The sequence below is a fragment of the Streptomyces sp. WAC04114 genome (assembly GCF_019733245.1).
Classification (GTDB): Bacteria; Actinomycetota; Actinomycetes; order Streptomycetales; family Streptomycetaceae; genus Streptomyces; species Streptomyces massasporeus_A.
Genome location: NZ_JAIGQA010000035.1, coordinates 24,154 through 45,833, shown reverse-complemented (window position 1 = coordinate 45,833; position 21,680 = coordinate 24,154). Strand labels below are relative to the sequence as shown.

The window sequence follows — 21,680 nt, the reverse complement described above, 5'->3', positions numbered from 1 at the left end:
CCCCGGTCCATGCCGCATCATGGGCACATCAGATCGGAGCCTTGGGCTCCCATCGCCCGAGGAGAACTGAACAGCATGACCCGAGGACGTGGTTACGCCCTCCTGGCCGTGGTCGTCGCAGCGATCGTGGCCCTTTCCACCGCCATATACGTCGGCGTGGGTACCGACGACGGCCTGCGCAACCGGAACGCCCTCGGCGACGGTCGCGCCCCTCACAACTCCGCCGCACCCGCCTCCACCGGCACCTGGGTCGGCACCTGGTCCACGTCCCCTTCCGCCGCCGAACCCGGCACCGAGGCCACGGGCATGGCGGACCGTTCGGTCCGCAACGTCGTCCACACCAGTGTCGGCGGTACGAATGCCCGCGTGACGCTGTCCAATCTCTACGGCCAGTCGCCGCTGAGCATCACGCGGGCGACGATCGCCGTCTCCGCGGGCAGCGGCACGGCGGCGGCACTCGCGGACACCATGCGGCAGCTCACCTTCGGCGGGGGCCCCACGGTCGTCATCCCGCCCGGCCGGCAGGTGATGAGCGACGCCGTCCGGATCGTCGTCCCGCACGACTCCGACGTCCTGATCACCACCTACACGCCGACCACCTCCGGCCCGGTCACCTACCACCGGCACGCCCGCCAGACCTCCTACGTCGCCCAGGGCGACGTCGCGCAGGACACCACGGGCACGCCGTACACCGAGCGGACCGGGTCCTGGCGGTATCTGACCGCGCTGGACCTGCTGAGCAACGAGTCCGACGGCACGGTCGTCGTCCTCGGCGACTCGCTGACGGACGGCATCACCTCCACGCCGGACACCAACAGCCGCTGGACCGACGTGCTCTCGGACCGGCTGCGCGCGGAGATCGCGGCCGGCCGGGACCTGCCCCGCTACAGCGTCGTCAACCAGGGCATCAGCGGCAACCAGGTCCTAGTCGACGGGCTCGGCCGCCCCGCGGACAACCCCAGCGGGCTCAACCGCTTCGGGCGGGACGTGCTGGAGCGGACGAACGTCAAGGTCGTCGTCATCGACCTCGGCGTCAACGACATCCTGCGCAACCCCCGGCTCGCCGACCCGAACGCGATCATCGCCGGGCTGCGCACGATGGTGGGACAGGCCCACGCGCGCGGCGTGAAGGTGGTCGGGGCGACGCTGATGCCGTTCTACGGGCACCGGGGGTACACGGAGGCGCGTGAGGCGGTACGCCAGGAAATCAACGCGCAGATCCGCGCCGGGCGGGTGTACGACGCCGTGGCCGACTTCGACCAGGCGCTGCGCGACCCGTACGACCCGCGGCGGCTGCGGTCCGACTACGACTCGGGCGACCACCTGCACCCCAGCGACAAGGGGTACGCGCGGATGGCGGAGTCGTTCGACCTGGAGACGCTGAAAGGGTCGGCTCCGGCGAAGCTGTAACCCGTTCCGCACCGTCTCACCCCGTGCCCGTCGCCTGACACAGGCGGCGGGCACACGGCTGTCGGGGCTCGGTGCGGCCAGCCTCCGCGGAGCTCAGCGCTCCCCGTCCAGCTCCCGCCGCCCCGCCCTGCGCTCCAGCTTCTCCTGGCGCCGCTCCTCGCGGACGCGCAGCTTCTCCGCCCGGGTCAGCTTCCGCTGGACCCCGACGCCGCCCCACAGCGCGAACCCGGTCACGATCACCCGCGGCGCGCCCGGCTCCCCCGGCACGCCCTCCTCGCGCTGGTCGAAGCCGCCCATGATGCCGATGCCGCGGACGACGACCTCGACGCCGGGCGGCACGATCACATCCACCCCGCCCATGATGGCGATGGCGTTGATCTCGACCTCGCGGTCCGCGAAGTTCGCCTCGCGCAGGTCGATCTCGCCGCCGCCCCAGAAGGCGAAGCAGGTGAAGCGCCGGGGCATCGTCCAGTGCCCCTTGCGCTGGAAGCCGGACATCACGGCGACGGCCCAGGTGGAGGTCCCCTCGCCGCCGGTGATCCGCCCGGACCAGTCCGCACCGGCAGCCGGGTCCTTCGTCAGGGACACCGCCGGGACCGTCACGCCCGCGGCCGGCAGGTCCCGGGTGATCGGCGCCAGTTCCCCGTACGTCCGGGCCTTGTACGTCGCGTCGAGCCGCTCCTCGAACTCCTCCATGTCGAGGCGCCCCTCGGCGAGGGCGTCCCGCAGGATGCCGGCGACCTGTTCACGGTCGGCGTCGGAGGCTCGGAGGTCCGGGACGGCGTCGTCGGTCATACACAGCAGCCTACGAGTTCACCCCGCCGGGGGCTACGAGATCGCCCGCTCGGCCTGTTCCCCGTACATGGTGGCGATGACCGCCTCGATGTCCGGCTCCCGCACCGACAGGTCCACCAGCGGGTACTCGGCCGCGATCCGCGCCACGAGGGGCGCCGCCGACTCCCCCGCCGGGAACGCCAGCCACTGGCGCGGGCCCTCCACGCGGACGACCCGCGCGGGCGCCGGAGCGTCGATCGGCGGCAGTTCCCGCTCCAGGTCCACCACCAGGGTCCGCTCGCTCTCCCCGACCTCGTGCAGCCCGGCGAGCGGACCGTCGTACACCAGACGGCCGTGGTCGATGACCATCACCCGCTTGCACAGCTGCTCGATGTCCTGGAGGTCGTGCGTGGTCAGCAGCACCGTGGTGCCGCGCTCGGTGTTCAACTCCCGCAGGAACTCCCGCACCTTGGACTTGGAGACGACGTCCAGCCCGATGGACGGCTCGTCCAGGTACAGCACCTCCGGGTCGTGCAGCAGGGCCGCCGCGATGTCGCCGCGCATCCGCTGGCCGAGGGAGAGTTGCCGTACCGGCACGTCCAGCAGGTCGCCCAGGTCCAGGAGTTCCACCAGACGGTCGAGGTTCTCCCGGTAACGGGCGTCCGGGATGCGGTACATGCGGTGCATCAGCCGGTAGGAGTCCAGCAGCGGCAGGTCCCACCACAGCGTCGTGCGCTGCCCGAACACCACGCCGATGCGGTGGGCGAGCCGGGTCCGTTCCCGGGAGGGGTCGATGCCCGCCACCCGCAGCCGGCCCGCGCTGGGGGTGAGGATGCCGGTCAGCATCTTGATCGTGGTGGACTTCCCGGCGCCGTTGGGGCCGATGTAGCCCACCATCTCGCCGCGCTCCACCCGGAAGGAGATCGAGTCGACGGCCCGCACCTGCCGCCGCTCCCGCTTCATGAAGCCGGTCTTCTTGCGCACCTCGAAGACCTTCTCCACACCGTCGAGTTCGATGAACCCGCACTCCGACTCGGTGAACCCGCTCTGCGGCCCGGTCAACTCAACTCCCTGTACTCCGGTATGAACGAAGCCCCGTCCGCCACGCCAGCCCGGCCAGAACGCAACAGGCCACCGCCACCAGCGGCGAGGCGAAGGCCGTCCACCCGGGCAGCCCGACCGGATACGTCCGCCCCAGTACGTAGGCGGCGGGCACCCAGTTGACGAAGGCCAGCGGCAGCATGAAGGTCACGCCCCGCACCAGGTCCTTGCCGAAGACCGACGGCGGATACTGCAACAGCGTCGTGCCGCCGTAGGTGAAGGCGTTCTGCACCTCGGCCGCGTCCTGCGCGTAGATCTGGAAGGCCGCGCCCGCCACGAACACCGCCGAGAAGATCGCCGCACCGCTGACCACCATCACCGGCACCAGCAGCACCTTCGGCGCGCTCCAGTCGACGTCCACCGACACCAGCGCCCAGCCCAGCACCACCGCGCCCTGGGTGATCCGGCCCAGGCGGCGCAGCGCGAACCGGTCGGCTCCGACCTGCGCGAGCACCGGCGCCGGACGCACCAGCAGCGTGTCGAAGGAGCCGTCGCGCATCCGGGCACCCAGCACGTCCATCGAGCCGAGCACCAGGTCGGCGATCCCGAACGCCGTCGCCGACAGCCCGTAGAGGAAGGCGACTTCGGGCAGCGACCAGCCGCCCAGCGAGTCCACCTGCGAGAACATCAGCAGGATCGCCACGAAGTCCAGGCCGGTCACCGTCAGATTGCCGAACACCGTGACGACGAAGGAGGTCCGGTAGGTCATGCTGGATCGCACCCACATCCCGGCGATCATCCGGTAGGCCCGCAGCCCCTCCAGCAGGGCACTGCGCTCAGCCACCCTGCACCACCACCCGCCGCGTCGCGGCCGACTGCATCAACCGCCCCACCGCCAGCAGGGCCACGGCCCACGCCGCCTGGAAGGCGAACGCCCGCAGCGGATCCGTCTCCCCCATCAGCACGTCCGCCGGCATCTGGATCTGCGCCGCCCACGGCAGCACCCGCACGATCTCCCCGAAGACCCCCGGGAAGGCGTTCAGCGGCAGCACCATGCCCGAGAAGAAGATGCCCGTGACCACCAGGACCTGGTTCACCCCCATGCCGTCCATCAGCCAGAACACGCTCAGGGCCGCCAGGTAGCGGATCGCGAAGCTCACGAGCGTCGCCAGCAGCAGCGTGACCACGAACGCCGCCCAGCGACCGCCCTCCGTCGGCAGCGCCATCGGGAAGAAGACCGCGCCGAACACGAACGGGACCACGCCCCGCCCCAGCATCTGGAACAGCGCCCGCCCCACGTCGCCCGCCAGCCACCACAGTTGAAGATCGGCCGGGCGGTACAGGTCGACGGCGATCTCACCGGTGCGGATGCGCTCCATCAGATCCTTCTCTGCGCCGCCGCCCTGGATCGCCAGCGTCGCGTAGAGGCACTGCCCCAGCCACACATAGGTCACCGCCTGCGCCTGGTCGTACCCCCCGAGATGGGGCTTCTCGTCCCACAGCGCCAGATACGTGTGGACGAGGATGACGCCGAAGACCGTATTGGTGAACACCCCGGCCACCGTGGCCGCCCGATACGTCGCGTACCGCCGGAAGCCACCCGCCGCGACGGCCGCGTACAACCGTCCCGAACCCACATCCACCGCCCTCCTCGCCGCCCTTCCCGCCGCCGGACACCGAAGCGCAGGAGCCTAGTGGCCCGGCGAACGGACGTGCCACGCAATTTCGGGGAGCCGCGAGGGCGCCGCCGGGCGGGTGCGGACCGGCCCAGACGGTACGATCCGTTGCGTCCGCGTGGGCCCAGGCGCCCGTGGCCAGGGCGAGCAGCGTGGCGGCGGTGCCGGCCGGGCGGAGCGCAGGCGCCGTCGCGATCCACGGCCGTGTCCCCCTTCGGGCGAATGTCGCGCAGGCGAGATCACGGTTCGGGCAGGCGTACGCAACAGCGCGTTTGACCCCGTGCCGCCCGCGCACCCACTCACATGCGGCCCGCCTCACCACACGGCTCACGACCCGGCCCGCGATCAGGGAACTGATCAACGGATGGGACAGTCTTCATCACAGGGGCGCAAGAGCGAGCAGAGACGTACGGGAACGACGTACGACGCGAAACAGGAGTCCGTGCACGACATGAGTGACGAGCCTCAGCCGCAGCAGCCGAATCCGGGCTGGGCATCGAGAGAGCCGCAGGCGCACGCCGACGGCGACCCGGGCACGCCCGGGGCCCAGGCTGCCGGGAAACCGAAGCGGACCGGCTGGCGCCGGATCATCCCGACCTGGCGCATGACGCTCGGCGCCTTCCTCATCGTCGTCCTGCTGCTGGCCGGCGGTTTCTTCCTGGGCTACTCGCTGGTGAAGATCCCCCCGGCCAACGCGCTCGCCACCAAGCAGGCCAACGTCTACCTCTACGCGGACGGCTCCGTGATCGCCCGCGACGGCGAGGTCAACCGCGAGAACGTCACGCTCCCGCAGATCTCGAAGGACGCCCAGCACGCCATCCTGGCCGCCGAGGACCGCGACTTCTACACCGAGTCCGCCGTCGACCCCAAGGCCATGGTCCGCGCCGCCTGGAACACCGCCCTCGGCAAGGGCAAGCAGTCCGGCTCCACGATCACCCAGCAGTACGTGAAGAACTACTACCTGCGCCAGGAACAGACCGTCACGCGCAAGGCCAAGGAGTTCTTCATCGCGATCAAGCTGGACCGTGAGGTCAGCAAGGACCACATCCTCGAGGGCTACCTCAACACCAGCTACTTCGGCCGCAACGCCTACGGCATCCAGGCCGCCGCCCAGGCCTACTACGGCAAGGACGCCAAGGACCTCGACGCGGGCCGCGCCGCCTACCTCGCCGCGCTCGTCAACGCGCCCAGCCAGTACGACGTGGTCGCCCACCCGGAGAACCGCAAGGCCGCCGAGTCCCGCTGGAACTACGTGCTGGACGGCATGGTCAAGAAGGGCTGGCTCGACGAGTCGAAGCGCACCGGCATGAAGTTCCCCATGCCGAAGGAGTCCACCCTCTCCACCGGCATGTCCGGGCAGCGCGGCTACATCGTCCGGATCGTCAAGGACTACCTCACCGACAACAAGATCATCGACGAGAGCAAGCTCGACGCCGGCGGCTACCGCATCACGACGACCCTGCAGAAGGGCAAGCAGGAAGCGTTCGTGAAGGCCGTCAACGACAAGCTGATGTCCAAGCTCGACAAGAAGAACAACAAGGTCGACACCTACGTCCGCGCCGGCGGCGCCTCCGTCGACCCCAGGACCGGCAAGGTCGTGGCGATGTACAACGGCATCGACTACGTCAAGCAGTACACCCCGAACGCCACCCGCAGGGACTTCCAGGTCGGCTCCACCTTCAAGCCGTTCGTGTTCACCTCGGCCGTCGAGAACCACTCGGAGACCCAGGACGGCCGGGTCATCACCCCGAACACCATCTACGACGGCACCAACAAGCGCTCCGTGCAGGGCTGGACCGGCGACCCCTACGCCCCCGAGAACGAGGACCAGCGCTCCTACGGCGACATCACCGTCACCGAGGCCACCGACAGCTCCGTGAACTCGGTGTACGCGCAGATGGCCGCCGACGTCGGCCCCGCGAAGGTCAAGCAGACCGCGATCGACCTCGGTGTCCCCGAGACCACCCCCGACCTCGCCGACGGCCCCGCCATCGCGCTCGGCACCGCCACGGCCAGCGTCCTCGACATGGCGGAGGCCTACGCCACCCTCGCCAACCACGGCCGGCACGGCACGTACACGATGGTCGAGAAGGTCACCAAGCAGGGCACGCCCATCGACCTGCCCGAGCGGCGCACCCGCCAGGCCGTGAGCCGCGAGGCCGCCGACACCACCACCTCCATGCTGCGGAGCGTCGTCCAGAACGGCACGGCCTCCGCCGCGCAGGGCGCGGGACGCCCCGTCGCCGGCAAGACCGGCACCGCCGAGGAGGACACGGCTGCCTGGTTCGCGGGCTACACGCCCGACCTCGCCACCGTCGTCGCCGTCATGGGTCAGGACCCCGTCACCGCCGCCCACAAGTCGCTGTACGGCGCCATGGGCCTGCCGCGCATCAACGGCGGCGGCGCGCCCGCCGAGATCTGGACGCAGTTCACCCAGGACGCACTCAAGAACAAGCCGGTCAAGGAGTTCGACCTCAGGCTCCAGCCCGGCGCCGACGTCTCGCAGGCCCCCAGCAGCGAGGCCTCCGCCGACCCGACCACCGGCACCACTGACGGCGGCACGACCACCGGCGGCGAGGACACGGCCACCGAGACGCCCGAGCAGAGCCCCAGCGCCCCCGAGGGGCAGATCGAGGGCCAGACCGACGGCGGCACCACCGACGGCACCACCGGCGGCGAGTCCCCCACCGGCGGCACCGCGGACGGCGGCACGGGCGACGGTGGCACGACGGACGGCGGCACGGCCGACGGCGGCGCCACGGAGGGCGGTGGCGGCGGCGACGCGAGCGACGGCGGCCAGACCGGCGGCCCGACCGGCCCCGGCTGGGGCGTGGTCCCGCAGGGCGCCCGCCGCGAGTAGCGCGAAGGCCGTGCCCGGCGGCGTCAGCGGCCGGTGGGCGCCTTCGGCACCGTGACGGCCCGGGCACCTTCGGCACCGTGACGGCTCAGTGGCCGCTGGTCGCCTTCAGCCCCACCACGGCGACCAGCAGCAGGCACACGAAGAAGATCCGGGCGGCGGTCGCCGGCTCACCCAGCACCGCCATGCCGAACACCGCCGCCCCGGCCGCGCCGATCCCCACCCACACGCCGTAGGCGGTACCGATGGGCAGCGTCTTGGCGGCCTGCGACAACAGCAGCATGCTGGCGACGATCCCGGCGCCCGTGAGCACACTGGGCAGGGGGCGGGTGAAGCCGTCGGTGTACTTCATGCCGATGGACCACCCGACCTCGAGCAGACCGGCGACGACGAGCAGAACCCAGGCCATGACGGGCACCTCCGGGAAACGGGCTGACGATGTCGGTGCGTCGTCTTTGCCTTGATCCCGGTACGGCGCGTCTCGTCGGGGGTCTCTCCAACGTAGCAAAGCCGCACGGCACGGCGAAGGGGCCGGTGACCAGGGTCACCAGCCCCTTTCACACTCCTGCCGCCCGTCCTAGAGGTAGAGGCCCGTCGAGTCCTCGGCGCCCTCGAACCGGTCCGCGGCGACGGCGTGCAGATCACGCTCGCGCATGAGCACGTACGCGACTCCCCGCACCTCGACCTCGGCACGGTCCTCCGGGTCGTACAGCACCCGGTCACCGGTCTCCACGGTCCGCACGTTCTGCCCCACCGCGACGACCTCGGCCCACGCCAGGCGCCGGCCGACCGCGGCCGTGGCGGGGATCAGAATGCCGCCGCCGGAACGCCGCTCGCCCTCGCTGGTGTCCTGCCGCACGAGTACGCGATCGTGCAGCATCCGGATGGGCAGCTTGTCCGGGTGGGTGCTGTGCTCGTTTCTCTTGGCGCTCACGCCCTGAAACCTACCTGTCTTCCCCATAAACGCACGCAGTCGGGTCAGCCCTTGCGGCGCCGCGTGCCGAACGCGAGCAGCCCGACCATGCCCACGACGACGAGCGCGACGGGCACGACCCGCTCCAGCCGGGGCGCGCCGTCCTCGTCCACGAAACGGGCGCGCACATCGGTGACGGCCCGGTTGACCTCCACGTAGGCCCGCCCGAGGGTGTGGTCGATGTTGGAAGCGACCCTGGCCTTGGCATCCCCGACGATCGTCTTCGGGTGCACCCGCACCCCGATCTCGTCGAGGGTCTCGGCCAGGGTCGCGCGGCGGCGCCTGATGTCCGCCTCGATCTGCGCCGGGGTCCTGGTGTCCGCCGTGTCCGCCACCGTGTCGCCTTTCGAAGTCGGTGTGAAGCCTGTGCCGGACAGTCTGTCAGCTCCACGGCTCATCGCACTGCCCCCACCCCCGGTTACCCTGGCCAGATGAGCGAGCGACTCCAGCCGGGGGACGTGGCCCCCGCCTTCACCCTGACCGACGCCGACGGCACCGAGGTGTCCCTGTCGGACCACAAGGGCCGCAAGGTCATCGTGTACTTCTACCCGGCCGCCCTCACGCCCGGCTGCACCAAGCAGGCCTGCGACTTCACGGACAACCTGGAGCTGCTCGCGGGCGCGGGCTACGACGTCATCGGCATCTCCCCCGACAAGCCGGAGAAGCTGGCCAAGTTCCGCGAGAAGGAGTCCCTGAAGGTCACCCTGCTCGCCGACCCGGACAAGCAGGTCCTGGAGTCCTACGGCGCCTTCGGCGAGAAGAAGCTCTACGGCAAGACGGTGGTCGGCGTCATCCGCTCCACGGTCGTCGTGGACGAGGAGGGCAAGGTCGAACGCGCCCTGTACAACGTCAAGGCGACGGGCCACGTGGCCAAGATCATCAAGGATCTGGGGGTCTGAGCCCCCGCTGAGCTTCCTCGAGCCGGGCCTCGATCAGGTGAGGAGGCCCGCCAAGGGCAACGAGCGAGGCCCCCGCGCAGTTGATCGAGACGTCCGACGTCTCAACCATGCTGCTCGGGGGCCTCGTTGATCATCCATCCCTCCTGACCCGGCCGACTCAATCGAGGATCGCGGTCGCCTCCACCTCGACCAGGACGTCGGGCTCGAACAGGTAGTCGACCCCGATCAGCGAGGAGGGCGGAAGCGGCACCGTCAACCCGATCTCCTCCGCCACCTGCCCGACCCCTTCCATGAAGGCGTCGATCTTCTCGGGCGCCCAGTCCGTGACGTAGAACGTGAGCCTCAGGACGTCGTCGAACGACGCACCCGCCCCCGCGAGGCCCTTCCCGGTGTTCCGCAGCGCGTGGGCGACCTGTCCGGCGAGGTCTCCCGGGGCGAGGGGAGACCCGTCCGCCGACCGGGCGACCTGGCCGCTGACATGCACGTGGCGCCTTCCGGTGCCCACGGCCACATGCTCGTACGGGGTGGGCTGCATCATGCCTTCGGGCGTGAAACGACGGACTGACATAGAGGTCTCCTCACATCAACCAAACTCGGTATACCTTTGCTACCTGGTAGACGAAGGACACTTCAAGGAGACCAGGTATCGTGCCGGCTACTACGCACAGCCACGACGGCGAGCTCAGGATCGAGCACCCCCACCGGGAGTTCCTCGACCAAGTGCTCGACAAGTGGTCGCTGAGCGTCCTCAACGAACTCTGCGAACGCCCCTGTCGCTTCAACGACCTGCGCCGCGCGATCCCCGCCGTGACCCAGAAGCCCCTCACCGCCACGCTGCGCCGGCTCGAACGCAACGGCATCGTGGAGCGCGTGCTCCTCAGCTCCCGCCCCGTCGCCGTCGAGTACCGGATCACCCCCCTGGGCAAGACCATGCGCCAGCCGGTCGAGGTGCTCCTGGAGTGGGCCGCGACACACATGCCCGAGGTGGAACGCGCCCGCCGCGCCTTCGACCTCGCATGAACCTGCCTGCGCGGCCGGGGCAGCACCCCTACGAGATCCTGCGATACCTCTGCCCGTCTTGTCACAGTCAGACGAAGACCCACTCATGGCCTCGCCGCTCCGTCACCGCTCTCGGCCCAGTACAGTAACCGCGATGGGTCCGTACCCCAGCTGGCAAGAGGGCGCCGGTTTAGGTCCGGTGTGTCGTGGGTTCGAGTCCCACCGGGCCCACAACACAGGGGCGCAGCACCTTCACGGTGCCGCGCCCCTCGACGTACGCGGCTGACAGTCCCTCAGCCGAGCAGCTCGCGCACGACGGGCACCAGTGCCCGGAACGCCTTCCCCCGGTGGCTGATCGCGTTCTTCTCCTGGGGGGTCAACTCCGCGCAGGTCCGCGACTTCCCCTCCGGCTGGAGGATCGGGTCGTAGCCGAAGCCGCCCGTGCCGGACGGCTCGTGGCGCAGCACTCCTCGCAACTGTCCCTCCACCACCCGCTCCGTGCCGTCGGGCAGGGCGAGTGCCGCCGCGCAGGCGAAGTGGGCGCCCCGGTGTTCGTCGGCGATGTCGGAGAGCTGGGCGAGGAGGAGGTCCAGGTTGGCCTTGTCGTCGCCGTGGTGGCCGGACCAGCGGGCGGAGAAGATGCCGGGCGCGCCGCCCAGGACGTCGACACAGAGGCCGGAGTCGTCGGCGACGGCCGGGAGGCCCGTCGCCCGGGCCAGGGCATGGGCCTTGAGGAGCGCGTTCTCGGCGAAGGTGACGCCCGTTTCCTTGACATCGGGGATGTCCGGGTAGGCGTCGGCGCCGACGAGTTCGTGGGGCAGCCCGGCTTCGGCGAGGATCGCGCGAAGTTCGGTGATTTTCCCGGCGTTACGGGTGGCGAGGATCAGGCGACTCATGGCCCCAAGTATTACGGGGGCCCGGTTCGCGCCCGTCACGGGCGCGGGGAACTGCGCGATCAGCCCTCCACGGACCCGAAACGCCCACCGCCAAGAGCCCGGCACACGAGAAGCCCGGCCCGGCCAGCGGCAGCGCTACGGCGTGCACACCTTCGTCAGTTCGCCGGCCGCGTCCGTCACCGGGCGGATGTCGGGCGTCTCGTCGCCGTTCTTGATCGAGGTGCGGACGTTGTCGACGGCCTTGTTCAGGTCGTCGACGGCCTTGCTGACGTCCGCGTTGTCGGTCTTGTCGCCGATCTCGCCGAGGTTCTGGTCGATGGAGTCGAGGGACTTGTCGAGCTGCGTCGGGTCATTGGCCGCGCTGTCGACCGCCTGCTGGAGTTCCGTGACGCTGTCGGCGATGGCGTCGGCGGTCTGGACGCAGTCCAGCGCCTTGTCGACGGCGGCGCAGCCGGTGGTGAGTCCGGCGGTCAGCGCGACGGCCGCCAGGGTGGCGGCGACGGCTGCGGTGCGGCGTCGGCGGCTCGCGGCCATGGAGCGGTCCCTCTCGTTCGGCGGGGCCGGTCGGGCCCGCGCGGCTGGCCGGGCGCACAGGGATGAGCCGTGCGCCCGTACTCCTTCAGACGCGAGTGTGCTCGGCTCGGTTGCCCGCGCCGTGCACCTGTCTTGGTGTGCCTTTTACCTTTCGAGGACCGCGTCGAGCGCGGCGCGCTGGTGGGCGGCGAGTTCGTCGCAGCCGGCGACGGCGAGGTCGAGCAGGGCGTTGAGTTCGTCGCGGGCGAAGGGCTCGGCTTCGGCGGTGCCCTGGACCTCGACGAAGCGGCCGTCGCCGGTGCAGACGACGTTCATGTCGGTGTCGGCCTTGACGTCCTCCTCGTAGCAGAGGTCGAGGAGGGGGACGCCGTCGACGATGCCGACGGAGACGGCGGAGACGGTGCCGGTGAGGGGCTTGCGGCCGGCCTTGATGAGCTTCCTGCCCTGGGCCCAGGCGATGGCGTCGGCGAGTGCGACGTAGGCGCCGGTGATGGCCGCGGTGCGGGTGCCGCCGTCGGCCTGGAGGACGTCGCAGTCGAGGACGATGGTGTTCTCGCCGAGGGCCTTGTAGTCGATGACGGCGCGCAGGGAGCGGCCGATGAGGCGGCTGATCTCGTGGGTGCGGCCGCCGATGCGGCCCCTGACGGACTCGCGGTCGCCGCGGGTGTTGGTGGAGCGGGGCAGCATGGAGTATTCGGCGGTGACCCAGCCTTCGCCGCTGCCCTTGCGCCAGCGCGGGACGCCTTCGGTGACGGAGGCGGTGCAGAAGACCTTGGTGTCGCCGAAGGAGACGAGGACGGAGCCCTCGGCGTGCTTGCTCCAGCCGCGCTCGATGGTGATGGGGCGGAGCTGCTGGGGGGTGCGGCCGTCGATTCGAGACATGCGGCTGAGCCTATCCGTACGTGCGGAAGCGGCCCCTCCCGGTGGGGAGGGGCCGTGCGCGCAGGTGATCTCAGGGGTGTGTCAGGGGGTGAAGCCCGGGACGATCCCGGACCTTCACATCATGTCTTCGATGTCCGCCGCGATGGGGTCGGCGTCGGTGCCGATGACGACCTGGATGGCGGTGCCCATCTTGACGACGCCGTGGGCTCCGGCGGCCTTCAGGGCGGCTTCGTCGACCTTGGCGGGGTCCACGACCTCGGTGCGCAGGCGGGTGATGCAGCCTTCGACCTCTTCGATGTTGTCGATGCCGCCGAGCCCGGCAACGATCTTCTCAGCCTTGGTGGCCATGTTCGTTCTCCCTGATCCGAACCGCTTTGTCGCAGTAACCCACAGTTGGCCCATCTTCGCGAGCGGCCCTGTTGTGTGTGCCGAAGGATGGCGACACGTTCGTGCGACCGTCGAACGACTGGTCTACACCACAAGCCTGCCTCTCGACAAAGTCTCTGGCGAAAGGGGCCGGGATGAGTGCCGACAGTCCCGCCGGCGCCGCGCCGGCCGTGAGCCCCGGGCGGGCTCGCCTGCACCGGCTGTTCCAGGGGCTGCAGAAGATGGGCCGGAGTCTGCAGCTGCCGATCGCGGTGCTGCCGGCGGCGGGGATCCTCAACCGGCTGGGGCAGCCGGACGTGTTCGGGGACGAGGGGCTGGGCTGGACGAACGTCTCGAAGGTGATGGTGGGGGCGGGCGGTGCGCTGCTGGACGGTTCGCTGGGGCTGCCGCTGCTGTTCTGCGTGGGCGTTGCGATCGGGCTGGCGAAGAAGGCGGACGGGTCGACGGCGCTGGCGGCGGTGACCGGGTTCCTCGTCTACTTCACGGTGTTGCGGCAGTTTCCGGAGGGCTGCCCGGAGGGGTCGGTGGCGGTGCCGAACGTGGGGTGCCAGGTGACCGACGGGGAGCGGGCGGTGACGTCGTTCACGTACCAGAACCCGGGGGTGTTCGGGGGGATCGTGATGGGGCTGCTGACGGCGTTCTTCTGGGCGCGGTTCCATCGCACGCGGCTGGTGGACTGGTTGGGGTTCTTCAACGGGCGGCGGCTGGTGCCGATCATCATGGCCTTCGTGGCGATCCTGTTCGCCGCGCTGTGTCTGTGGGTGTGGCCGCCGGTGGGTGGCGCGCTGGAGAGCTTCAGCGACTGGATGGACGGTCTGGACGCGTGGGGCGCGGGTGTGTTCGGGGTGGCGAACCGGGCGTTGCTGGTGGTGGGGCTGCACCAGTTCCTGAACGTGCCCATCTGGTTCCAGTTCGGCTCGTACACGAAGCCGGACGGGACGGTGGTGCACGGTGACATCAACATGTTCCTGGCGGGGGATCCGGATGCCGGTCAGTTCACCTCGGGGTTCTTCCCGATCATGATGTTCGCGCTGCCGGCGGCGGCGCTGGCGATCACGCACTGTGCGCGGCCGGAGCGGCGCAAGGAGGTCGGTGGCCTGATGCTGTCGGTGGCGCTGACGTCGTTCGTCACCGGCATCACCGAGCCGATCGAGTACTCGTTCCTGTTCGTCGCGCCGGTGCTGTACGGGGTGCACGCGGTGCTGACGGGGGTGTCGATGGCGGTGACGTGGGGGCTGGGGGTGCATGACGGGTTCAGCTTCTCGGCGGGGCTGATCGACTACGTCATCAACTGGAATCTGGCGACGAAGCCGTGGCTGATGATCCCGATCGGTCTGGGGTTCGCGCTCGTCTACTACGTGATCTTCCGGTTCGCGATCACGAAGTTCGATCTGGGGACTCCGGGGCGGGAGCCGGCCGAGGAGGTCGAGGACAGCGCGAAGGCGTGATCGTCTCGGTGGGGCGGAATTGGCGGGTTCCACTCGTTCGGCCTACCGTGCTACAACTGGTCTACACCACTCACTGGTGGAGGTCGCGCGGTGACGTCCGCGTTCCCCTTTCTTTGAGACGCCGCCGTCCCCCGCTGAATTCTCCCTGGGCGGCGCCGTGCCCCCTGGAGGAAGCTCATGTCCACAGCCACAGCCGCGCCCGCGAGCCCGAAGAAGGGGTCGGCCGTGATGGCCGTCATGCAGCGCATCGGCCGCAGCCTGATGCTGCCCGTCGCCGTGCTGCCCGCCGCCGCCCTGCTGGTCCGCCTCGGCAACACCGACATGCTCGGTCGCGAGTCGTTCCCCGCGTTCATCACCAAGATCGCGGGCTTCATGGCGGCCGGCGGCAACGCGATCCTCGACAACATGGCGCTGCTGTTCGCGGTGGGCATCGCGATCGGCTTCGCCAAGAAGTCGGACGGCTCAACGGCGCTTGCGGCCGTGGTCGGTTACCTGGTCTTCAAGAACGTGCTGGCCACGTTCACCGACAAGAACCTGCCGAAGGTCGCCACGGCCGTCGACGGCAAGGTCGTCATGGTGGACGCTCCCGTGGACGCCAAGGTCCTCGGCGGCGTGGTCATGGGCATAGTCGTGGCGCTGCTCTACCAGAAGTTCTACCGGACCAAGCTGCCGGACTGGGCGGGCTTCTTCGGCGGCCGCCGCCTGGTTCCGATCCTGTCGGCCTTCGCCGGTCTGGTCATCGGCATCGTCTTCGGTTACATCTGGCCGGTCCTCGGCACGGCGCTGCACAACTTCGGCGAGTGGCTGGTCGGCTCCGGGGCGGTCGGCGCGGGCATCTTCGGTGTCGCCAACCGTGCGCTGATCCCGATCGGCATGCACCACCTGCTGAACTCCTTCCCCTGGTTCCAGGCCGGCACCTACGAGGGCAAGAGCGGTGACATCGCCCGGTTCCTGGCCGGTGACCCGAGCGCCGGGCAGTTCATGACCGGCTTCTTCCCGATCATGATGTTCGCCCTGCCGGCCGCCTGCCTCGCGATCGTGCACTGCGCCCGGCCCGAGCGCCGCAAGGTCGTCGGCGGCATGATGTTCTCCCTCGCGCTGACCTCGTTCGTCACCGGTGTCACCGAGCCGATCGAGTTCACCTTCATGTTCATCGCCCCGGTGCTGTACGCGATCCACGCGGTGCTGACCGGTGTCTCGATGGCGCTGACCTGGGCGCTGGGGATGAAGGACGGCTTCGGCTTCTCGGCCGGCGCGGTGGACTTCTTCCTGAACCTGGGCATCGCGACCAACCCGTGGGGTCTGGCCCTGGTCGGTCTGTGCTTCGCGGCGGTCTACTACGCGGTGTTCCGCTTCGCGATCACCAAGTTCAACCTGCCGACGCCGGGCCGGGAGTCCGACGAGGAACTCGCCGAGCTGCAGAAGGCGGAGGCGAAGTAGTCCGCCGGCGTCCGCTGACGCCGAAGGCCCCGGAACCGCTGGGTTCCGGGGCCTTCGCGTGTGCCGGGCGCTCAGATCTCGTACGTCTGCCGGGGGGCGGCGAGGTCCACCGGACCGTCGTACACCTCGCGGGCGTCGGCGAGGTTGACCTGGGGGTCCGTCCACGGCGGGACGTGGGTGAGGACCAGGCGGCGGGCACCGGCCCGGGCCGCCGTCTCACCCGCCTCGCGGCCGTTGAGGTGCAGGTCGGGGATGTTCTCCTTGCCGTGCGTGAACGCGGCCTCGCACAGGAACAGGTCGCTGTCCCGGGCGAGTTCGTCCAGTGCGGGGCTCACTCCGGTGTCGCCGGAGTACGTCAGGACCTTGCCGCCGTGCTCGATGCGGATGCCGTAGGCCTCCACAGGGTGGGCCACCCGCTCGGTGTGCACCGTGAACGGGCCGATCTCGAACGTGGACGGCTTGACCGTGTGGAAGTCGAAGACCTCGCTCATGGAGGAGGCGGAGGGGGTGTCCGCGTAGGCGGTGGTCAGCCGGTGTTCCGTGCCTTCGGGGCCGAAGACGGGGAGTGGATCGCAGCGGCCGCCGTCGTGGCGGTAGTAGCGCGCGACGAAGTACGCGCACATGTCGATGCAGTGGTCGGCGTGCAGATGGCTGAGGAAGATCGCGTCGAGGTCGTAGAGACCGCAGTGGCGCTGCAGCTCGCCGAGGGCACCGTTGCCCATGTCGAGAAGCAGCCGGAAGCCGTCGGCCTCGACGAGGTAGCTCGAGCAGGCCGATTCCGCGGAAGGGAACGACCCCGAGCAGCCGACGACGGTGAGCTTCATGAAGCAGAAACCTCCGCTGGCGGGAATGTCTGAGAGGGGCGTCGGGGGTCGTGCGGTCCGTCGAGCGTAAGGCGCAAAACCCCCGGTAGCTCCTCCGCCAAGGCCTGTTGTGGGCGAACTCACCTGTGGTGTCACCGGTTCGGCTGGCAGAGCCGGGTGGTGATCCTCGTGAGGGGGGCGCGTGGCGAGGGCCGCGCCGGTAACGTCTCAGTATGGACACGTCCTGGTGGCTGGCGCTCGCCGCGGTGGTACTGCTCGCGCTCATCGCCACGCTCGTCGACGGCTGGGGCCGGGGGCGTCGGCCGTCGGCCCGGCGGCTGCGGACCGCGGCACCGGCCGCGACCCTGGAGAGCCGGCCGCAGCCGGCGGAGATCTGGTGGGCCGACGTGCCCTACGAGGACGAGGCCCGTACGAAGGACCGCCCCTGCCTGGTGCTGGCGGTACGCGGCGAGCGGGCGACGGTCGCGAAGATCACCACCCGGTTCCGCGACGAGCGGTCCGGGGTGATCCCGCTGCCCCCGGGCTCGGTCGGCGACGCCCAGGGCCGCGCGAGCTTCCTGGAGACGGACGAACTGCGAGAGGTCCCGGTGTGGGGCTTCCGGCGACGGGTGGGCGTGGTGGACCCGGCACTGTGGAACCGGGTGCGGTACCTGGCGGGCTGAGCGGGCCGAAGGATCGAGGTCGTGACTGCGCACAAAGGGCCGGAGTCGTGGTGACTCCGGCCCTTCGGCGTGTCGCTGGTCCGCGTCGGCTACGCCCAGAGCTGGCCCTGGAGCGTGTCGATGGCCTCCTCCGTGGTGGCCGCCGTGTAGACGCCCGTCGAGAGGTACTTCCAGCCGCCGTCGGCGACGACGAAGACGATGTCGGCGGGCTCCCCGGCCTTGACGGCCTTCTTGCCGACGCCGATCGCGGCGTGCAGCGCGGCGCCCGTGGAGACGCCGGCGAAGATGCCCTCCTGCTGGAGCAGCTCGCGGGTGCGGGTGACCGCGTCCGCCGAGCCGACCGAGAAGCGGGTGGTGAGGACGGACGCGTCGTACAGCTCGGGGACGAAGCCCTCGTCCAGGTTGCGCAGGCCGTAGACCAGGTCGTCGTAGCGCGGCTCGGCGGCGACGATCTGGACGTCCGGCTTGTGCTCGCGCAGGAAGCGGCCGACGCCCATGAGGGTGCCGGTGGTGCCGAGGCCCGCCACGAAGTGGGTGACGGAGGGCAGGTCGGCGAGGATCTCGGGGCCTGTCGTCGCGTAGTGGGCGCCCGCGTTGTCCGGGTTGCCGTACTGGTAGAGCATCACCCAGTCGGGGTGCTCGGCCGAGAGCTCCTTGGCGACGCGCACGGCCGTGTTGGAGCCGCCCGCCGCCGGGGAGGAGATGATCTCCGCACCCCACATGCCCAGCAGGTCCCGGCGTTCCTGCGAGGTGTTCTCGGGCATCACGCAGACGATGCGGTAGCCCTTGAGCTTCGCCGCCATCGCCAGGGAGATGCCGGTGTTGCCCGACGTCGGCTCGAGGATGGTGCAGCCCGGGGTCAGCCGGCCGTCCTTCTCCGCCTGCTCGATCATGTGCAGGGCCGGACGGTCCTTGACCGATCCCGTCGGGTTGCGGTCCTCCAGCTTCGCCCAGATGCGGACGTCGGCGGACGGCGACAGCCGCGGCAGGCGCACCAGGGGGGTGTTGCCGACCGCGGCCAGGGGGGAGTCGTAGCGCATGGTTGATCAGACCATGCCGCCGGCCACGGCCGGCAGGATCGTGACGTTGTCGCCGTCCGACAGCTTGGTGTTGATGCCGTCGAGGAAGCGGACGTCCTCGTCGTTCAGGTAGACGTTGACGAAGCGGCGCAGGCTGTCGCCGTCCACGATGCGGGCCTGGATGCCGGGGTGCCGGGTCTCGAGGTCGGTGAAGAGCTCGGCGAGGGTGTCTCCCTTGCCCTCCACTGCCTTCTGACCGTCGGTGTAGGTGCGGAGGATGGTCGGGATGCGGACCTCGATGGCCATGGCTTCAGGGCTCCTGTCGGGAGTAGTCGGTCGGGGCGCGCGGCAGCGCAGGAACAGCGGGTGGTGCGTGTGTGCAGCGCCGCGGCTCACGGCCGTTCGGCGGCAGGGACGGCGTCAACAGATGGCGCTGGCGAGCCTGCACAGGTCGACGTGCAGCCGCGCCACGAGCAGATCGCCCGGCGTCTTTTCGCTCACGTCATGGAAAACCATGGGCTCATCGTATCGATTCCCGGTCCGGGTCCTGGAATGTGATCCCACATTGCGGACGCTTTCGGGCCGGAGAGTGAGACCTCCCTGCTCAGACGTCCTCAGTGGGCCTCGACGACCCGGACCTCCTCCTCCGTGACCTCACCCTCGACGATCCGGAAGGAGCGGAACTGGAACTCGCCGGCTCCGTCGGTGTCGGCGGTGGAGACGAGGACGTAGTGCGCGCCGGGTTCATTGGCGTAGGAGATGTCGGTGCGCGAGGGGTAGGCCTCGGTCGCGGTGTGGGAGTGGTAGATGACCACCGGCTCCTCGTCGCGGTCGTCCATCTCGCGGTAGAGCTTGAGCAGGTCGCCGGAGTCGAACTCGTAGAACGTGGGCGACATGGCCGCGTTGAGCATCGGGATGAAGCGCTCGGGACGGTCCGAGCCCGCCGGTCCGGCGACGACGCCGCACGCCTCGTCGGGGTGGTCCTTGCGCGCGTGGGCGACGATCTGGTCGACGAGGGCCTGGGTGATGGTCAGCATGCCGGCAAGGATAAGCAGAAGGGCCGTTCCGTACCGAGGAATGGTACGGAACGGCCCAGATGCCGGACGCCCTGAGCGGCAGCGGCGGGGAGTGCCACGAGTACTCCCCGCCGCTGGGCGTCCTGGGAGAGGCTGTCGGCAGTGCCGCCAGGGGCGCGGGGCGGTGTCGATCTGCGGCTCAGCCGCGGGGCGCGACCAGCCACGACGATGCCGCGGTCAGCCGCCGGCCTTCCCCGGCACCCGCCTCACAGGTCCTTCCAGCGAAGCGTCTAGCCGACCTTCTCGAACTCCGCGTCGCCGCGGCGCTCGGTGATCTGCGGGTTGCGGCTCTTGAGGACCCTCCAGCCGACGCCGAGGGCGACAGCCCAGCCGGCCGCGACGTACAGGCAGACCCGCGCGTCCTTGTCGTACGCGATCATGCAGGTCACGCCGATGAGGAAGAGGAGCGCAACCCAGCTGAAGAGCGCACCGCCCGGAGCAGGGAAGGACGACGCGCGCAGCCGGCCCGCGTCGACCGCGGCGCGGTAGCGGATGTGGCTGACGAGGATCATCATCCAGGTCCAGATGCCGGCCGCGGTGGCGACGGAGGTGACGTAGAGGAACGCCTTCTCCGGGACGACGTAGTTCAGGACGACGCCGATGCCCATGAGCGCGACGGAGACCGTGATGCCGACGGCGGGCGTCTTGCGGGAATTCAGCTTGCCGAACGCCTGCGGGGCCTCGCTGTTGGCGGCCAGGTCGCGCAGCATGCGGCCGGTGGAGTACATGCCCGAGTTGCAGGACGACAGGGCCGCGGTGAGCACCACGAAGTTGACGATGCCCGCGGCGAGCGGGATGCCGATCTTGCCGAAGGCGTGGACGAAGGGGCTCTCGCCCGCGGAGAACTCGGTCCACTTCACGACGGACAGGATGACCAGCAGGGCGCCGACGTAGAAGACGATGATGCGCCAGGGCAGGGTGTTGATGGCCTTGGGCAGGGTCTTCTCGGGGTTCTCGGACTCGCCCGCGGTGACGCCGACGAGCTCGACGGCGAGGTAGGCGAACATGACGCCCTGGAGCGTCATCAGGCTGGAGCCGATGCCGTTCGGGAAGAAGCCGTCGTGCGCCCAGAGGTTGGAGACGGCGGCGGTGTCACCGGCGTCGGAGAAGCCGAGGGTGAGCACGCCGAGACCGATGACGATCATGCCGATGATGGCCGTGACCTTGATCATCGAGAACCAGAACTCGACCTCGCCGAAGATCTTGACGGAGATCAGGTTCACACCGAAGAGCACCACCAGGAAGACCAGGGCGCTGACCCACTGCGGGATCTCGGGGAACCAGAAATGGATGTAGATCGCGGCGGCGGTGAGCTCGGCCATGCCGGTCACCACCCACATGAGCCAGTACGTCCAGCCCGTGACGAACCCGAAGAACGGGCCGAGGAACTCGCGGGCGTACTCGGCGAAGGAGCCGGAGACGGGCCGGTAGAGGAGCAGCTCGCCCAGCGCCCGCATGATGAAGAAGATCACGACGCCCGCGAGGGCGTACATGAGGATGATGCTGGGGCCGGCCTTGGCGATGTTCGCACCGGCGCCCATGAACAGGCCGACGCCGATGGCGCCGCCGATCGCGATCATCTGGACCTGGCGGCTGCCGAGTCCGCGCTCGTACCCCTCTTCGGACACGTTTTCCGATTCGACCTGCGCAGAGGTCATGTGTGGTGCGCCTTTCTCCATGCCGACCCGGGCCTTCGTCGGCCTCGGATCGGGTCTCGATCCCCCCGGAATGATGGAGCTGAGCGGGCCCGCAAGCCCGCTCGTGCCTGGCCGGCGGTTGCCGGCTCGGTGGCGCACCCGGCGGAACATTCGGGTGGTGTTCTGCCGGGCGGTCGTGAAGATTTATCACGGCCGCAACACTGATCACGGGGGGAGGATGTGGCA

25 protein-coding genes, 1 tRNA gene and 1 riboswitch are annotated in these 21,680 nt (G+C 69.8%); of the genes, 8 read left to right on the top strand and 18 right to left on the bottom strand.

Annotation, left to right across the window (positions count from 1 at the left end; genetic code table 11):
• Positions 1–75: 75 nt before the first annotated feature.
• Entirely contained in the window at positions 76–1,410 is a 1,335-nt protein-coding gene (locus tag K4G64_RS12715) for an SGNH/GDSL hydrolase family protein (RefSeq protein WP_221756132.1), read from the top strand.
• Positions 1,411–1,503: 93 nt separating this feature from the next.
• On the opposite strand, the gene K4G64_RS12710 is transcribed toward K4G64_RS12715, so the two are convergent.
• The 4 genes from K4G64_RS12710 to K4G64_RS12695 are packed head-to-tail and all read right to left on the bottom strand — an operon-like array spanning position 1,504 to position 4,862.
• On the bottom strand, positions 1,504–2,205 hold the full coding sequence (locus K4G64_RS12710) for a DUF1707 domain-containing protein (protein WP_221756131.1): 702 nt from the start codon (positions 2,203–2,205) through the stop codon (positions 1,504–1,506).
• Positions 2,206–2,238: 33 nt separating this feature from the next.
• Positions 2,239–3,246 (bottom strand): ATP-binding cassette domain-containing protein, encoded by a 1,008-nt coding sequence (locus tag K4G64_RS12705; RefSeq protein WP_221756130.1) that lies wholly within the window; start codon positions 3,244–3,246, stop codon positions 2,239–2,241.
• A 1-nt stretch (position 3,247) separates the two neighbouring features.
• A complete protein-coding gene (locus K4G64_RS12700; RefSeq protein ID WP_221756129.1) occupies positions 3,248–4,069 on the bottom strand; it encodes an ABC transporter permease in 822 nt (273 codons plus the stop codon).
• Complete coding sequence (locus K4G64_RS12695) at positions 4,062–4,862, bottom strand: ABC-2 family transporter protein (protein ID WP_221756139.1); 801 nt, start codon at positions 4,860–4,862, stop codon at positions 4,062–4,064. Before K4G64_RS12695 ends, K4G64_RS12700 begins: the two co-directional genes overlap by 8 nt.
• Positions 4,863–5,352: 490 nt before the next feature.
• Here K4G64_RS12695 and K4G64_RS12690 point away from each other — a divergent pair, with 490 nt between their 5' ends.
• Positions 5,353–7,761 carry a transglycosylase domain-containing protein gene (locus K4G64_RS12690; RefSeq protein ID WP_221756128.1) on the top strand — a complete coding sequence of 803 codons (2,409 nt, stop codon included), beginning with the start codon at positions 5,353–5,355 and terminating at the stop codon, positions 7,759–7,761.
• A gap of 85 nt (positions 7,762–7,846) precedes the next feature.
• Here K4G64_RS12690 and K4G64_RS12685 read toward each other — a convergent pair whose 3' ends face one another.
• The 3 genes from K4G64_RS12685 to K4G64_RS12675 all read right to left on the bottom strand — a co-directional run bounded on the left by K4G64_RS12685 (position 7,847) and on the right by K4G64_RS12675 (position 9,066).
• Positions 7,847–8,167 (bottom strand): multidrug efflux SMR transporter, encoded by a 321-nt coding sequence (locus K4G64_RS12685; RefSeq protein ID WP_185014382.1) that lies wholly within the window; start codon positions 8,165–8,167, stop codon positions 7,847–7,849.
• Positions 8,168–8,201: 34 nt separating this feature from the next.
• Positions 8,202–8,273, bottom strand: a riboswitch (guanidine-III (ykkC-III) riboswitch).
• 62 nt (positions 8,274–8,335) lie between these two features.
• The gene (locus K4G64_RS12680) at positions 8,336–8,692 is read right to left on the bottom strand and encodes a co-chaperone GroES (RefSeq protein ID WP_097216896.1); all 357 of its coding nucleotides are present in this window, start codon (positions 8,690–8,692) and stop codon (positions 8,336–8,338) included.
• 44 nt (positions 8,693–8,736) lie between these two features.
• Entirely contained in the window at positions 8,737–9,066 is a 330-nt protein-coding gene (locus K4G64_RS12675; protein ID WP_221756127.1) for a DUF3618 domain-containing protein, read from the bottom strand.
• A gap of 96 nt (positions 9,067–9,162) precedes the next feature.
• Between K4G64_RS12675 and bcp the strand changes: the two genes are divergently transcribed.
• Positions 9,163–9,630 (top strand): thioredoxin-dependent thiol peroxidase, encoded by a 468-nt coding sequence (gene bcp / locus K4G64_RS12670; RefSeq protein WP_221756126.1) that lies wholly within the window; start codon positions 9,163–9,165, stop codon positions 9,628–9,630.
• Positions 9,631–9,787: 157 nt separating this feature from the next.
• Here bcp and K4G64_RS12665 read toward each other — a convergent pair whose 3' ends face one another.
• Positions 9,788–10,198: a RidA family protein gene (locus tag K4G64_RS12665; protein ID WP_221756125.1), complete on the bottom strand. Its 411-nt coding sequence runs from the start codon at positions 10,196–10,198 to the stop codon at positions 9,788–9,790.
• Positions 10,199–10,278: 80 nt separating this feature from the next.
• On the opposite strand from K4G64_RS12665, the gene K4G64_RS12660 reads away from it, so the two are divergent.
• Both K4G64_RS12660 and K4G64_RS12655 read left to right on the top strand, forming a co-directional pair.
• On the top strand, positions 10,279–10,650 hold the full coding sequence (locus K4G64_RS12660) for a helix-turn-helix domain-containing protein (protein ID WP_221756124.1): 372 nt from the start codon (positions 10,279–10,281) through the stop codon (positions 10,648–10,650).
• A 135-nt stretch (positions 10,651–10,785) separates the two neighbouring features.
• Positions 10,786–10,860 (top strand) — tRNA-Leu (locus K4G64_RS12655).
• A gap of 62 nt (positions 10,861–10,922) precedes the next feature.
• Here the strand turns inward: K4G64_RS12655 and rdgB are convergent.
• The 4 genes from rdgB to K4G64_RS12635 all read right to left on the bottom strand — a co-directional run bounded on the left by rdgB (position 10,923) and on the right by K4G64_RS12635 (position 13,289).
• The gene (gene rdgB, locus K4G64_RS12650) at positions 10,923–11,525 is read right to left on the bottom strand and encodes an RdgB/HAM1 family non-canonical purine NTP pyrophosphatase (protein ID WP_221756123.1); all 603 of its coding nucleotides are present in this window, start codon (positions 11,523–11,525) and stop codon (positions 10,923–10,925) included.
• A gap of 135 nt (positions 11,526–11,660) precedes the next feature.
• Positions 11,661–12,059 carry a hypothetical protein gene (locus tag K4G64_RS12645; RefSeq protein WP_221756122.1) on the bottom strand — a complete coding sequence of 133 codons (399 nt, stop codon included), beginning with the start codon at positions 12,057–12,059 and terminating at the stop codon, positions 11,661–11,663.
• Positions 12,060–12,203: 144 nt separating this feature from the next.
• On the bottom strand, positions 12,204–12,941 hold the full coding sequence (gene rph, locus K4G64_RS12640) for a ribonuclease PH (RefSeq protein WP_221756121.1): 738 nt from the start codon (positions 12,939–12,941) through the stop codon (positions 12,204–12,206).
• A gap of 114 nt (positions 12,942–13,055) precedes the next feature.
• Positions 13,056–13,289, bottom strand: a complete 234-nt coding sequence (locus K4G64_RS12635; protein WP_221756120.1) for a glucose PTS transporter subunit EIIB — start codon at positions 13,287–13,289, stop codon at positions 13,056–13,058.
• Positions 13,290–13,462: 173 nt separating this feature from the next.
• Here K4G64_RS12635 and K4G64_RS12630 point away from each other — a divergent pair, with 173 nt between their 5' ends.
• Entirely contained in the window at positions 13,463–14,776 is a 1,314-nt protein-coding gene (locus tag K4G64_RS12630; RefSeq protein WP_221756119.1) for a PTS transporter subunit EIIC, read from the top strand.
• A 177-nt stretch (positions 14,777–14,953) separates the two neighbouring features.
• Positions 14,954–16,216: a PTS transporter subunit EIIC gene (locus K4G64_RS12625; RefSeq protein WP_221756118.1), complete on the top strand. Its 1,263-nt coding sequence runs from the start codon at positions 14,954–14,956 to the stop codon at positions 16,214–16,216.
• 71 nt (positions 16,217–16,287) lie between these two features.
• Here K4G64_RS12625 and K4G64_RS12620 read toward each other — a convergent pair whose 3' ends face one another.
• Complete coding sequence (locus K4G64_RS12620) at positions 16,288–17,040, bottom strand: MBL fold metallo-hydrolase (RefSeq protein ID WP_221756117.1); 753 nt, start codon at positions 17,038–17,040, stop codon at positions 16,288–16,290.
• Between the two features lie 212 nt (positions 17,041–17,252).
• Between K4G64_RS12620 and K4G64_RS12615 the strand changes: the two genes are divergently transcribed.
• A complete protein-coding gene (locus K4G64_RS12615; RefSeq protein ID WP_221756116.1) occupies positions 17,253–17,702 on the top strand; it encodes a type II toxin-antitoxin system PemK/MazF family toxin in 450 nt (149 codons plus the stop codon).
• 89 nt (positions 17,703–17,791) lie between these two features.
• Here the strand turns inward: K4G64_RS12615 and K4G64_RS12610 are convergent, their stop codons facing one another.
• The 5 genes from K4G64_RS12610 to K4G64_RS12595 form a co-directional block, all read right to left on the bottom strand.
• Complete coding sequence (locus tag K4G64_RS12610) at positions 17,792–18,742, bottom strand: PLP-dependent cysteine synthase family protein (protein ID WP_221756115.1); 951 nt, start codon at positions 18,740–18,742, stop codon at positions 17,792–17,794.
• A gap of 6 nt (positions 18,743–18,748) precedes the next feature.
• Positions 18,749–19,027 carry a MoaD/ThiS family protein gene (locus K4G64_RS12605; protein WP_185014371.1) on the bottom strand — a complete coding sequence of 93 codons (279 nt, stop codon included), beginning with the start codon at positions 19,025–19,027 and terminating at the stop codon, positions 18,749–18,751.
• A 114-nt stretch (positions 19,028–19,141) separates the two neighbouring features.
• On the bottom strand, positions 19,142–19,237 hold the full coding sequence (locus tag K4G64_RS41385) for a putative leader peptide (protein ID WP_311688247.1): 96 nt from the start codon (positions 19,235–19,237) through the stop codon (positions 19,142–19,144).
• A gap of 98 nt (positions 19,238–19,335) precedes the next feature.
• Positions 19,336–19,758, bottom strand: coding sequence for a Mov34/MPN/PAD-1 family protein (locus tag K4G64_RS12600; protein WP_221756114.1), 423 nt, complete (start codon positions 19,756–19,758; stop codon positions 19,336–19,338).
• Positions 19,759–20,027: 269 nt separating this feature from the next.
• Entirely contained in the window at positions 20,028–21,455 is a 1,428-nt protein-coding gene (locus K4G64_RS12595; protein WP_221756113.1) for an amino acid permease, read from the bottom strand.
• Positions 21,456–21,680: the final 225 nt, after the last annotated feature.